At 73.9% G+C, this 11,754-nt stretch carries 15 protein-coding genes; 9 read left to right on the top strand and 6 right to left on the bottom strand.

What is annotated here, in order from left to right; all coding sequences use genetic code 11:
* Window positions 1-1,030 (bottom strand): HAMP domain-containing sensor histidine kinase (locus VF825_RS15280; RefSeq protein WP_331114824.1); only part of this gene is annotated, 1,030 nt, incomplete at its 3' end.
* Window positions 1,031-1,049: 19 nt separating this feature from the next.
* Window positions 1,050-1,721, bottom strand: coding sequence for a response regulator transcription factor (locus VF825_RS15275; protein WP_331114822.1), 672 nt, complete (start codon window positions 1,719-1,721; stop codon window positions 1,050-1,052).
* 211 nt (window positions 1,722-1,932) lie between these two features.
* Here VF825_RS15275 and VF825_RS15270 point away from each other — a divergent pair, with 211 nt between their 5' ends.
* The 3 genes from VF825_RS15270 to VF825_RS15260 all read left to right on the top strand — a co-directional run bounded on the left by VF825_RS15270 (window position 1,933) and on the right by VF825_RS15260 (window position 3,922).
* On the top strand, window positions 1,933-2,541 hold the full coding sequence (locus VF825_RS15270) for a TMEM175 family protein (protein WP_331114820.1): 609 nt from the start codon (window positions 1,933-1,935) through the stop codon (window positions 2,539-2,541).
* Window positions 2,534-3,373 (top strand): DUF3626 domain-containing protein, encoded by an 840-nt coding sequence (locus VF825_RS15265; RefSeq protein WP_331114818.1) that lies wholly within the window; start codon window positions 2,534-2,536, stop codon window positions 3,371-3,373. Before VF825_RS15270 ends, VF825_RS15265 begins: the two co-directional genes overlap by 8 nt.
* 81 nt (window positions 3,374-3,454) lie before the next feature.
* Window positions 3,455-3,922 (top strand): hypothetical protein, encoded by a 468-nt coding sequence (locus VF825_RS15260; protein ID WP_331114816.1) that lies wholly within the window; start codon window positions 3,455-3,457, stop codon window positions 3,920-3,922.
* A 70-nt stretch (window positions 3,923-3,992) separates the two neighbouring features.
* Here VF825_RS15260 and VF825_RS15255 read toward each other — a convergent pair whose 3' ends face one another.
* Both VF825_RS15255 and VF825_RS15250 read right to left on the bottom strand, forming a co-directional pair.
* Window positions 3,993-4,721 (bottom strand): metal-dependent hydrolase, encoded by a 729-nt coding sequence (locus VF825_RS15255; protein WP_331114814.1) that lies wholly within the window; start codon window positions 4,719-4,721, stop codon window positions 3,993-3,995.
* Window positions 4,722-5,057: 336 nt separating this feature from the next.
* Window positions 5,058-5,525, bottom strand: a complete 468-nt coding sequence (locus VF825_RS15250; RefSeq protein ID WP_331114812.1) for a DUF1203 domain-containing protein — start codon at window positions 5,523-5,525, stop codon at window positions 5,058-5,060.
* Window positions 5,526-5,637: 112 nt separating this feature from the next.
* Here VF825_RS15250 and VF825_RS15245 point away from each other — a divergent pair, with 112 nt between their 5' ends.
* The gene (locus VF825_RS15245; protein WP_331114810.1) at window positions 5,638-6,075 is read left to right on the top strand and encodes a nuclear transport factor 2 family protein; all 438 of its coding nucleotides are present in this window, start codon (window positions 5,638-5,640) and stop codon (window positions 6,073-6,075) included.
* 25 nt (window positions 6,076-6,100) lie between these two features.
* Here the strand turns inward: VF825_RS15245 and VF825_RS15240 are convergent, their stop codons facing one another.
* On the bottom strand, window positions 6,101-6,844 hold the full coding sequence (locus VF825_RS15240) for an SDR family oxidoreductase (RefSeq protein WP_331114808.1): 744 nt from the start codon (window positions 6,842-6,844) through the stop codon (window positions 6,101-6,103).
* 128 nt (window positions 6,845-6,972) lie between these two features.
* Here VF825_RS15240 and VF825_RS15235 point away from each other — a divergent pair, with 128 nt between their 5' ends.
* Window positions 6,973-8,070, top strand: a complete 1,098-nt coding sequence (locus VF825_RS15235; RefSeq protein WP_331114806.1) for a DNA glycosylase AlkZ-like family protein — start codon at window positions 6,973-6,975, stop codon at window positions 8,068-8,070.
* 152 nt (window positions 8,071-8,222) lie between these two features.
* A complete protein-coding gene (locus VF825_RS15230; RefSeq protein WP_331114804.1) occupies window positions 8,223-8,798 on the top strand; it encodes a dienelactone hydrolase family protein in 576 nt (191 codons plus the stop codon).
* A 42-nt stretch (window positions 8,799-8,840) separates the two neighbouring features.
* Here the strand turns inward: VF825_RS15230 and VF825_RS15225 are convergent, their stop codons facing one another.
* Window positions 8,841-9,332, bottom strand: a complete 492-nt coding sequence (locus VF825_RS15225; RefSeq protein ID WP_331114802.1) for a hypothetical protein — start codon at window positions 9,330-9,332, stop codon at window positions 8,841-8,843.
* A 225-nt stretch (window positions 9,333-9,557) separates the two neighbouring features.
* On the opposite strand from VF825_RS15225, the gene VF825_RS15220 reads away from it, so the two are divergent.
* Genes VF825_RS15220 through VF825_RS15210 form a run of 3 tightly spaced genes read left to right on the top strand, consistent with a single transcriptional unit; the run spans window position 9,558 to window position 11,648 of the window.
* Window positions 9,558-10,115: a hypothetical protein gene (locus VF825_RS15220; RefSeq protein WP_331114800.1), complete on the top strand. Its 558-nt coding sequence runs from the start codon at window positions 9,558-9,560 to the stop codon at window positions 10,113-10,115.
* A 25-nt stretch (window positions 10,116-10,140) separates the two neighbouring features.
* Window positions 10,141-11,175: a phosphotransferase enzyme family protein gene (locus VF825_RS15215; RefSeq protein WP_331114798.1), complete on the top strand. Its 1,035-nt coding sequence runs from the start codon at window positions 10,141-10,143 to the stop codon at window positions 11,173-11,175.
* Between the two features lie 32 nt (window positions 11,176-11,207).
* A complete protein-coding gene (locus VF825_RS15210) occupies window positions 11,208-11,648 on the top strand; it encodes a GNAT family N-acetyltransferase (RefSeq protein WP_331114796.1) in 441 nt (146 codons plus the stop codon).
* Window positions 11,649-11,754: the final 106 nt, after the last annotated feature.

The following is an 11,754-nucleotide window of genomic DNA, read 5'->3' as shown; positions in this document are numbered from 1 at the left end:
CGGACACCTCCACGACGACATGGTCGTGAGCCACCGAGACCTCCACCCGGACGCTGCCGCCGTGCGGGGTGTGCGCCAAAGCGTTGTCGACCAGGGCCGACACCGCCCGCCGCAACGCCGGCGGGCTGCCGTGGACGACGGCGGGCGCGGCGCCCGGCCCGCTCGCGGCGCTGAGGGTGATGCCGCCCCGCTCGGCGCGGAGCTGGTCGGCGGCGACGACGTCACGGACGAGGTCGGCCACGTCGATGTCGACGCCACCACCGGGGTGCGCCCGCAGCTGCGCCGACAGGAGCAGGTCGTTGAGCACCTCGGCCATGGTGCGGGCGTCGCCGAGGAGCTGCTGCGCGTCCTCGCGCGGGCCGGCCGGCCCGGAGCCCAGCTCACGGGTGAGCAGCTCCGCCCGCATCGCCAGCCGGGACAGGGGGGTGCGCAGCTCGTGGCTCGCGTCGGCGACGAAGCGTCGCTGGCGCGTGAGGGCGTCGGCCAGGGGCCGGGTGGCCCACCGCGCGAGCGCCGTCCCGGCCACGAGCGCCAGGGCGAGCCCGACGACCAACGCGAGCAGCAGCGCGCCGGCCAGGCGGTGACGCTCGGCCTCGCGCCCGCTGAGGTCCTCGGCCGCCTGCACCACGCCGCCCCCCCTCGACACGGTGCGCACGAGCATCTCGGTGCCGCGGATCGTGACCTCGCGCTGGTCCGGGTGGCCGGGGCTGACCCGGTCCATGACCGTGGTCAGCGGGAGGCCCTCGGGCGCGCCGGGGGTGGACTTGAGCTCACCGGACGGCTCGCGGATGAACAGCCAGACGTCGGGGGGCGGGTCCTGCGCGTCGTCTGCGTGCGCGGCGGCACTGGCCAGCGCGTTGTCGGCCGCCACGTCGCGGGAACGCACGACGGCGACCCAGGTCACCCCGCTGGCCAGCAGGACGCCCAGGAGCACGGCCCCGGCCACCATCGCCGCCACCTGTCGCCGGGCCCGGGCCAGGGCCGGGTCGTCGCCCGGGGCGGCGCGCAGGGCGGGCCACCAGCGGGTCACGGCGTCCGGGCCCGGTCGGTCACTCGATCTCCCCGGCGCGGTAGCCCACGGCCCGCACGGTGCGCACGACCGCGGTGCCGAGCTTCTTGCGCAGGTAGTAGACGTAGGTGTCGACGGCCCCTGCGCTCTCCGCCTCGGCGAACGCCCGCTCGCGCAGCTCCTCGCGGCTGAACACCCGCGTCGGCCGGGAGGCCAGCGCCGCGAGCAGGTCGCGCTCGGTCCGCGACAACGAGACCACGGTGCCGTCCGGGCGCCGGGCCGCGCACCCCTCGACGTCCAGCCAGCCCTGTCCGAGCGGGATGAGCTCGGCCGCCTCCTGGTGGCGGCGCCGCAGCGCACGCAGCCGGGCGAACAGCTCCTCGGCCTCGACCGGCTTGACCACGTAGTCCTCGGCGCCGGCGTCCAGCCCGGCCACGCGGTCCTGCACGGTGCCGTAGGCGGTCAGCACCAGCACCGGGGTCCGGTTGCCGACCCGCCGCAGCCGTTCGAGGATGTCCAGCCCGTCCCCGTCGGGCAGCCCCCGGTCGAGGATCGCGACGTCGAACTCCGACGTGAGCAGGGCGTGCAGGCCGCTCTGGCCGTCCCGGGCCCGCTGCACGGCATACCCCTCGCTGCGCAGCAGCCGCTCGAGCAGGCCGCCGAGCTCGTCGTCGTCCTCGACGACGAGCACGGTGGGGTCGGTGCCGTTCACGGGGTCAGCGTGTCACGACGAGGGCCTGATCGCCCTCGCCGCCCCCGGTCTGGGGCTTGGTGTCGAACACGCAGGGCTCCTTGTCGCAGACGGTCCGCCGGATGGTGCCGGTGGTTTCTCAGAACGTGCTCAGAGGCCAGCGGCGTGCGCCTGCGGGCAGACTGGCTGCCGGCGCCACCGCACGCGCCGGCGACGCACGGGAGGGGCACGGATGGGCACGGGTCGGCTGGAGGCGTTCAGCGACGGGGTCATGGCGGTCGCCATCACGCTGCTGGTGCTGGACCTGCACGCGTCTCCGGAGGCGGCCTCGTCGCTGGCCCACCAGCTCGTCTCGGAGTGGCCCTCGTTCGCCGCCTACGTCGTCAGCTTCTGCATCGTCGGGGTCATCTGGGTCAACCACCACGCGCTCATGGCGCTCGTGGCCCGCGTCGACCGGGTGCTGCTGTTCGTCAACCTGGCGTTGCTGCTGTTCGTCACGACGATCCCGTTCACCACCTCCACGCTGGCGGCCTACCTGCGTGAAGGCGGCGCGGACACCCGGGTGGCGGTGGTGCTCTACGGCATCTCCATGGAGGGCATGGCGGTCAGCTTCACGGTGATGCTCGCGCACCTGGTGCGCCGCCAGCTGATGCACGAGCCGGTCGACGCGGCCACCGGCCGCCGGGCGGTGCGCCGCTTCGGGCTGGGCACGCTCGTCTACCCTCTCGTCGTGCTCGTCGGCCTGGTCTCCGCACCGCTCATGCTGCTCCTGTATGCCGTGCTCACCGGCTTCTACGTCGTCGAGCAGACCCCGATCCTGGGACGCTCCGAGCGTGGCTGACACCCCGGCGCAGGTCCGCGCCCTGGACCACGTCGCGGCGCTGTCCTCCGGGCCGCCCGTCGACGTCGACCTGCGCGTGACGCTGAACTTCCACCCCGACCGGATGACCTCGGGCCGGCCGATCCTCGTCGCCATGGGGGAGGACGGCTGCTACCGCTCGCAGTTCGTGACCGGGACGAGCAACGGCGGGCTCACCGCGCACCCCCGAGGGGACCGGTGGCGGTGGGAGAGCCGGATCTTCGGTGGCGCGTACGACGACGCCCACCCGGCGGAACGCCCGGTCTACGGCGCGCTGAACCTGTGGCGCAGGCCCGGTGGCGCGGCACCCCGGTTCGGCTCGGCGCACGTCCGGCTCACCGAGCAGGCACTGGCGCGGTCGACCTTCTGCCACCCCGACAGCGTCTTCGAGCCGACCCACTTCGGGGTGGCCGGCCGGGCCGGGCTGCTGGAGCGGGCGCGGCCCGGTGAGCCGGAGCTGCTCGACGACTACGTCGAGGCGCACGTGCACGGTCCCGTCCTGCTCGATCGCGACGTGGAGGCGCTGGTGCTCGACCCCTGCTACCGGGGGACCGAGGTCGAGGTGCAGGCCCGGAGGCTGCCGTGTCCGGTGGAGTGGCATCCCGGCTGGCGCCTGGCCGTCGCCGAGCTGGAGCGGCACCCGGGCTACCGCGGCCCGGAGGTCGTCGAGGCCGGTGCGGCCATCGCCGTGGACGGGGCCCTGGACGCGCGGGTCGTGGGGGAGGCGGTGGCGTCGGGGCGCCACGACCCCCAGACGCTCAAGCGGGTGTGGCACTGCGTGGCGCGGTTCGGGTCGCCCGCCCACGAGGGGTAGCGGACCCGGGTTTTCTCCGAGTTTCGTCCGAGAAAGCGTCGGCACGGTGGTTGCTGACCACCCCGGAAGGAGCTTGTCTTCATGTCGAGCCAGACGCCGCAGACCGACGTCCGACCCCATGTCCAGACCACCACGCAGGAGGCCACCGCCACCGGTGCCGCGGCCTCGCTGCCCCTCCGCCTCGCCGGCGCCGCCCTCTCGCTGGGCGTCGGCTGGATCCACGTCACCGACCAGGGCGGCTTCCCTGGGTCCAAGACCCCGACCTACGTGGGGATCGGCTACTACGTCCTGGAGCTGGTCGCGGTCCTGGTCGCCGCCACCCTGCTCTTCGCCCCGGCGCGCCGTCGCGTCACCGGGTGGTTCCTGGCCACCGGCGTCGCCCTCGGCCCGCTGGTCGGCTACGTGCTCTCCCGTGGTCCGGGCCTGCCGGCCTACACCGACGACCGCGGCAACTGGACCGAGCCGCTGGGCCTGATCAGCCTCGCGGTGGAGGGCCTGCTGCTCCTGCTGTCGCTGGCGGTGCTGCGCTCCGCCCGACGGACCGCCTGAGGTCTTCCTGCTCCCGGCCCGCGCCCTCCCTCCCGGGGCGCGGGCCGGCGCCGTGCCCGGGGCCGCTTACTCACCCCAGCGCGCGGATGGCCGCCCGCAGGGGCGCGGTCGCGGCATACACGCCGGTGTTGCGGTAGAGGGCGTAGACCGTCGCGGCGAGGAACGCCGGGGCCGCGAGGAAGTGCTCCGCCGGCGACCCGGTCCTGAAGAAGCGTCCGGCGACCCGCTGGGCGTGCCCGCCGAACCACGTGAACGGCACCGGGATGCCGCCGACGGTGAGCCAGTCCCCGGCGATGTGCACCAGCACGCCACCGGCCACGGCGACCGGCAGCCAGGGTGCCGAGACGTGTGTGAAGTGCCCGGACGCGGTGATCCACCACGCGCCGAGGCCGGACATGGCGAGGTTGCCGAACACGGTGTTCTCGGCGCGGCCCGGGATGACGAAGTTGCAGGCCCGCAGCGCCAACCCGATCGCGAACGCCAGCATCACGAACGAGCTCCACGGGTGCTGCCCGGCGAACCAGGCGATCGCGCCGAAGACGAGCGGCGCGAGGATGGCGTCGTGGGTGCCGTTGCGGTGACCGCGCGCGACCGCGGCGATACCGGTCGCGAGGGCCTCGGTGACCCCGCCCCACATCCGCCCGATCGTCGCACCGCGCTGGTCGAGGTCGGGCAGCATCGCGAAGCCTCCCCACGCCGCCACCCACGCGGTCTGCTGGGCGGCGGTGTGCACGGGTGCGAAGGGCAGCGTCGCCGCGCCGGCGGCGAGGCCGGACAGTGCGTGGGAGTGGCCGAGCACGGGGGGGCTCCACGGGTTCTGGCCCCGGGGTCACCGGTGCCGGGCGGGCGAGGTCCGGCGCTGGTGCCGCGCTCTCGCCCGGGTGCGCGCCGTCGGTGCAGCCCGCGAAAGCGGCTGTGCGGTCTGGCCATTCGGCCACCTGCCCGGGGCACCGTGGTGCGCCGAAGCGTAGGGGGCGCGGTGTCCGGTCTGTCCGGTGGGTGCGCCGCGAGCCCTCGGTGGGGCGCGCGATACGCGGCGGCGACGCGAGGACGGTGCGCCCTGCCACTGTTGCTGTCGCTCTGCCGCGGCTGCAACCTCGGCAGTGCGCCCTTGCCCGGCAGGGTGGTCGCGCGTTCAGGCGGCGCGGCGGACGGTGAAGTTCCAGCAGCCGGCGACGACGTTGCGGACCTGCACCTGCGCCACCCGCGGGTCGGCCAGGAGCTCGCCGACCAGGCGCTCGCTCTGCCCGGGCTCGGCGAGCACGCCGTCGAGCATCAGCCCCGCCGCGTCGTAGGGGCGCAGGACGGCACGCCGGTCGCGGAACTCGGCGGGGAACGTGTCGGGTGTGCGGTAGCCCTCGCAGGCCTCGGCGTGGACGAAGACCGGTCCGACCTCGGCGTAGGGGCCGCCGTGCTCGCTCGGGCGGTGCGCGACCAGCAGCACGCGCTCGCCGTCGCGGGACAGCCGCAGGCAGCAGCGCAGGGGCAGGCCGGCCACGCGGGCCTGCGGCGTCGCAGCGTTGCCGAACGCGTCGCGGCCCGTGGCCCGGATGCGCTCGAGCACCTGGGCGGGGACGGGGAGGAACTCCAGGGTGGACGTCATGCCCATGGAACGCCGGGTCAGCGGCGGGTGTGAGTGCTCCTTCCGGTGGAGGTGGCCGGCCGGCTCCAGTGGCAGCGTCGAGGGGGTCGGCGCGACGGGAGGAGCAGCGGCGATGGGCGAGACGGATGTGCTGGACCTGTTCCGGCGCGCCATGGCGGAGGACGATGACGCCGCCATGCGCGAGGGCGTGGAGCTGATGCTCGGGCTGGCCGACGGCGGCGGGCTGTCGCCGGACCGGGAGTACGAGCTGCGCCGCCCGGACTTCGTCATGGAGATGCCGCAGTCCGGCGAACGCATCCGTGGGCGCGAGGGCTTGCGCCGGATGCAGGAGTCCTTCCCCGGCGGCGGCCCCGAGTTCACCCTGCGCCGGGTCGTCGGCTCGGGGCGGGTGTGGGTGGCCGAGGCCGACGGGCGGTACGGCGAGGAGCACTGGCAGGTCGTGGTCGTCCTCGAGCTCGATGCGGACGGCCGCATCGCCCGCGAGACGCGCTACTACCCGCAACCGTTCGAGGCACCGGACTGGCGGGCGGCGTTCACCGAGCGGATGTAGCCGTTCGGGCCCGGGCCGGGTGGTTCTAGCGCCCGCCGCTGATGTCCAGCGTGCTGCCGGTGACGTAGGACGCCTCGTCCGAGACCAGCCACGCGATGGCGTCGGCGACCTCGGCCGGTGTCCCCGGCCGACCCAGGGGAGGGGTGTGGCCGACGCGGTCGAGCCGACCGGGGGCATGGATCTCGGTGTCGATCAGGCCCGGGCTGACCCCGACCACGCGGATGCCCTCGCCGGCGACCTCCCTGGCCAGGCCGATCGTCAGCGCGTCGACGGCGGCCTTGCTGGCGGCGTAGTCGACGTACTCCCCGGGGGCGCCGAGGGCTGCCGCGCGGGAGGAGACGTTGACGATGACCCCGCCGCGACCTCCGTGCGCCGTGGACATCCGCCGCACCGCCTCCCGCGCGGCGAGGAACGCGCCGGCGACGTTGACGGCGAGCACCTGCTCGAGGCGGGACGCGGTGTAGTCCTCGACGCGGCCCAGCGGGGGGACGATGCCGGCGTTGTTGACCAGGGCGTCGAGGCGGCCCAGCTCCTCGTCGACCGCGCCGAACAGCGCGACGAGGTCGGCCTCCATGGCGACGTCGGCCCGGACGGCCACGGCCCGACGCCCCGCCTCGACGCACGCCTCGACGACCGTCGCGGCGTCGGCCTCGCGCTCGCGGTAGGAGATCGCGACGTCCCACCCGTGGCGGGCCAGGGTCAGCGCGGTGCGCGCGCCGATGCCGCGGCTGCCGCCGGTGACGAGCACGACCTTGCTGTCGGTGTCCACGCAGGCAGTCTGCCGCGCCGAACCGCGGCGCGCGGCCCGGGGCCTGTCGGTGACGCCCGCGAGCTGGTCCTGCACGTGCTCACCGAGACCGCCGCCGCCCGTCGGTCGCCTCCTCTACGGTCGGAGGCGTGCTGCACCAGCTCTCCCGCCGGGACGCGCGCCGGATCGCGGTGCGCGCCCAGCTCCTCGACGCCTCGCGGCCGACCGACCTGCTCACGGTGGTGCGACGCCTCGGCCTGGTGCAGGTCGACCTGACGGCAGCGGTGGCGCCGAGTGCCGACCTGGTCAGCTGGAGCCGGCTCGGCTCGGCCTATGCCCCGGCCGACCTCGACGCCCTCCTCGAGGCCGGGTCGCTCGTGGAGTTCCGCGGGGTCCTGCGCCCGGCCGAGGACATCGCCCTGTTCCGCGCCGACATGCGGGACTGGCCGGGGCGTGGACCACTCAAGCAGTGGCAGGTCGAGATCCGCGCGTGGGTCGAGGCCAACGACGCGTGCCGTCGGGACATCCTGGACCTGCTGCGCTCCGAAGGGCCGCTGCCGGCCCGCGAGCTGCCCGACACCTGCCTGGTCCCGTGGCGCTCGACCGGCTGGACCAACAACCGCAACGTGGTGCGACTGCTGGACTTCATGGAGAGCCGAGGCGAGGTCGCGGTCGCCACCCGCGAAGGGCTCGGCCGCCTGTGGGACCTGGCCGACCGCGTATACCCCGATGACCCTGCCGTGCCCGCGGAGCAGGCCCGCCACCTGCGGGACCAACGCCGCCTGACGTCGCTGGGGATCGCGCGCAGCAAGGGGCCGATGTGCCCGGTCGAGCCCCTGGATGCCGGGGACGCGGGGGAGCCGGCCGTGGTCGAGGGGGTGCGCGGCACCTGGCGGGTGGACCCGGCCCAGCTCGGGCAGCCGTTCGAGGGCCGCGCCGCGCTGCTCTCGCCGCTGGACCGGCTCTTGGTCGACCGCAAGCGGCTCGCCGAGCTCTTCGAGTTCGACTACCAGCTGGAGATGTACAAACCGGTGTCCCAGCGCCGGTGGGGCTATTACGCCCTGCCGATCCTGTACGGCGACCGGCTGGTCGGGAAGCTCGACGCGGCGGCCGACCTGCGGGCACGGGTGTTGCGGGTCAACACGGTCCACGAGGACGTCGCGTTCACCGCGGCCATGCGCTCCGAGGTCGACCGGGAGATCGCCGACCTGGCGCGGATGCTGGACCTGGACCTCGCCCGGCGGTGACGGACCCAGTTCCTTGTGGCGATGCGTATGGGTTCCGGACAGGCATCGTCCGGATGTGGTCCTAGCATCTGGCTCGGGGCCGGCGGCTTCGTCCGCCCGGCGCCCGGGTCAGGCACCGGTCCACGTTCACCACAGAGGGGAGAGCCGCAGCCATGGCTGAGGTTGTGTTGTTCCACCACGCGCAGGGACTGACCGAGGGGGTGGGGGCGTTCGCCGACCGGCTGCGGGATGCCGGGCACACCGTGCACACCCCCGACCTGTACGACGCGCACACGTTCCCGACCCTGGAGGAGGGGATCGGATATGCGCAGAAGGTCGGCTTCGGCACCCTTCGGGAGCGCGGGGCCCAGGCGGCGAACGACCTGCCCGCCGAGGTCGTGTATGCCGGGATCTCCCTCGGGGGCATGGCGGCGCAGATGCTGGCGCAGACCCGGGCCGGAGCCCGCGGCGCGGTGCTGATGGAGTCGTGCGTCCCGTCGTCGGAGTTCGGCTCGCGGTGGCCGGATGGGGTCCCGGTGCAGGTCCACGGGATGGACGCCGACCCGTTCTTCGCCCGTGAGGGCGACATCGACGCCGCCCGGGTGCTGGTGAAGGAGGTCGAGGACGGGGAGCTGTTCGTCTACTCGGGCGACCGGCACCTGTTCACCGACAGCTCGCTGGCCTCCTACGACGCAGAGGCCACGCAGCTGGTGATCGAGCGGGTGCTCGACCTCCTCAAGCGGGTCTAGGCGAGGGCCGCTCCAGGGCCGGCGCCGGCACCCGCTGCGCGGCTAGGTGCCCGGGCAGGTGCGGGTGATGGTGGCGACCAGCGCCGAGGTCGCGGAGGCGACCTGCGACAGCGCTCCGGAGATCCGTGGACCCGCCTGCGCAAGGTTGTCCGCGGTCACCCCCTTGGTCGCGGCCTCCAGCTGGGCGAACGCCACCTTCACCTGGGTGACAGCGGGTTGCAGCGAGGCTGACGCCGACTTCGCGGCCTTGTCGAGGCTGACCTTGACGTTGTCGAGCGCGGCGCGCACGGCAGTCATACCGTCCTGGACGGGTTGCACCTTTGTCAGCGCCTCGAGAGAGGACTTCAGGGCTGCCGCGTCCGCGCAGGCGGCTGCCGACGCCGTGACCTGGGACGTCGCCGAGGCCGCGCCGGCGGACGTCGACGAGGGGCCCGCGCTGTTCGTGGAACCTGGACTGCAGGCGGCCAGGACGGCCAGCAGCAGGGCGGCCACCAGCGCGGCGGGAACGGAGCGTCCTGTCCGGGCTGAACGCATGGGTCCTCCTCGAGCACTGGCACAGGTGGCGGGCTCTCGCGAACCTAGCCAGCCGCGCATACGCCCCGCATCGTCCGTGACGGAGGATCCGGCCCGGCCCCGGCCGGACCTCAGCTGCGCGTGAGCGGGTCGAGGTCCCGGGGCCCGCCGTCGTGGTCGAGCATGTGGTGGACCGGACTCGATTTCCGCGCGAAAAGCCACGCCGTGCCATCTACTGTCGGCCTCGTGAAGGAACATCCGGGGGACCCGAACCGCGTCGCGACGATCCTGCCCGGGCGTGCGTACCCACCCGGGTTCCCGCTGCTGCGCTACTGCGTCATGCTCCTGGTCGATCGCGGCTGGTCGGTGCGTGAGGTCTGCTGGGGGCACGGCGAGCGCACGACGCCCGAGGAGGCAGCATGGGAGTCGGCCCTCGCACTCGACCAGGTGTCGGCGGCCCGGCACCTGGTGGTGGCCAAGTCGTTGGGCGGGTGGGCACTGCCCCACGTCGTGGAGCGAGGTCTGCCCGGGGTGTGGCTCACGCCTGTCCTCACCTCGCCGGAGGTCGCCGAGGCTGCCGCTCGCCTCACCGCCCCTTCGCTGGTGGTGGGCGGGACATCGGACCAGTTCTGGGACGGTCACGCGGGCATCGGACCGGGGGCCCGTGTGCTGGAGCTGAGCGGCGCCGACCACGCGCTCGAGCACGGCACCGACGTCGGTCGCTCCCTCGACGCGCTGCGTCAGGTGGTCGACGCGGTCGCGGCCTTCCTCGACGAGCTCGAGGGTGAGTCGAACGCATCCTGACCCCTTGGGCGCCGTGCCGCCTCGCGTGGCACCCAGCCCCGCGCTGGTGGAGTCCGTCGTGGCGGCGTACTCGCTTCCGCGTCCCGTTCACTGGGTCGACCTGGGCGGGCTGTGGACCACGAACCTCAGGTTCGACTTCCCCGACGGCTCCGCGCTGGCGGTGCGCGCCCACCGCGCGGCCACCAGGCCGCAGCGACTCCACGCGATCCAGTCAGCCAAGGAGGTGGCGCGCGGACATGGGCTCCCGGTGCCGGCGACGGTCCCCACCCCCGACGGTCGCGGCTGCACCGCCTTGGCGGACGGGACTCTGGTCGAGGTCGAGGCCCACATCGACTGGGACACGCCCATGCGGAGCTTTCCGTTCCTGCACAAGGGTTTTGCGGTGCTCGCCCGGCTGCACGACGCCCTGCGCACCCTCGGCCCGGCCGTGCCGGTGGACGCGCCGCCCCATGCCACGTACCTCGACCCTGATCGGGTCGTCGACGAGGTATGCCGGGGTGCCGCCAGGGTGCGCGCATGGGGCGAACCGCGACTCGCGGCGCTCGCCGATGACGTGCAACGACACTGCGAGGCGATCGCCGGCAGGGAAGAGCGGCTTCGGCACGACCAGGTGCGACAGCTCGTGCACGGCGACTTCTGGGACAACAACGTCGTCTTCCGCGGCCCGCACCTGGCCGGGGTGCTCGACTTCGACTTCCTGGGGGAGCGCGACCGCATCGAGGAGCTGGCGCTGACCCTGTGGTTCTACCTGCTCGAGCCGGGCAACACCCCACCCGGCGACGCGCAGGTCGGGCAGGTCCGCGAGCTGGTCAACACCTACGACCGGGCCTCCAGCCTCAAGCTCAGCGACGCCGAACGCGAACGCCTGCCGCTGGCGCTCGCCCGGCAACCCGCGTGGATCGCCGGGGGCTGGATCCCTGCGCTCGACGAACCGGAAGCGCGAGTCCAAGCCGCTGACCTGGCCGCCCGACTGCCGACCGCCGAGGCCATCCTGGCCGACCTGCCGAGGTGGACCTCCGCGCTGGCACCAAGGCCATCCGGTCGTGGCAAACAGAGTTGACGGCCGTTGCCCACCAAGGGTCTCCTGCTGCTGTGCATGACCTCAGCATCCGGCAGCCAGACGACGACGCGGCGCTGCAGGACTGGCAGTTCGTCCACAACGCGACCATCCCCGATCATCCTCTCTCGCTGGAGGACGTGCGCGAACGAGCGCGGCGTCACCGCCTGGAGGTCGCCTACCGCAGCGACATCCTCATCGGGTCCAGCACCGTGCGCCCGCCGACCGACGACACGGCGGCCGCAACCGTGATCGCCCGCGTGCTCCCTGCCCACCGCCGCCAGGGATTGGGAGAGGAGCTGTACGAGCGTGGGCTCGAAGCGGCGCGGGCACTCGGCGCCAGCGTGATCGAGACGGTCGTCTTCTCCACCAACGTGGACGGCCTGCGGTTCGCGCTCAGGCACGGGTTCGTGGAGACCGAACGGTACGTGCTGCCTGGGGAGAGCCTCCCCTGGGTCGAGCTTCGGCTGTCGTGACCCCGGCCTGCCTCTCTGACGCGGCGGGCCCTCGCGCCAGCCCGTCCGTGTCACAGACGGCGGGGCTGTCTCGTCCCAGGTCCAGGAGACAGAATCGGCGATCGGG

This window comes from Oryzihumus sp., from assembly GCF_036391795.1.
In the GTDB taxonomy this organism is placed as follows: domain Bacteria; phylum Actinomycetota; class Actinomycetes; order Actinomycetales; family Dermatophilaceae; genus Oryzihumus.
The sequence above is the reverse complement of the archived record's forward strand: the minus strand, read 5'-3'. Positions and strand labels throughout refer to the sequence as shown.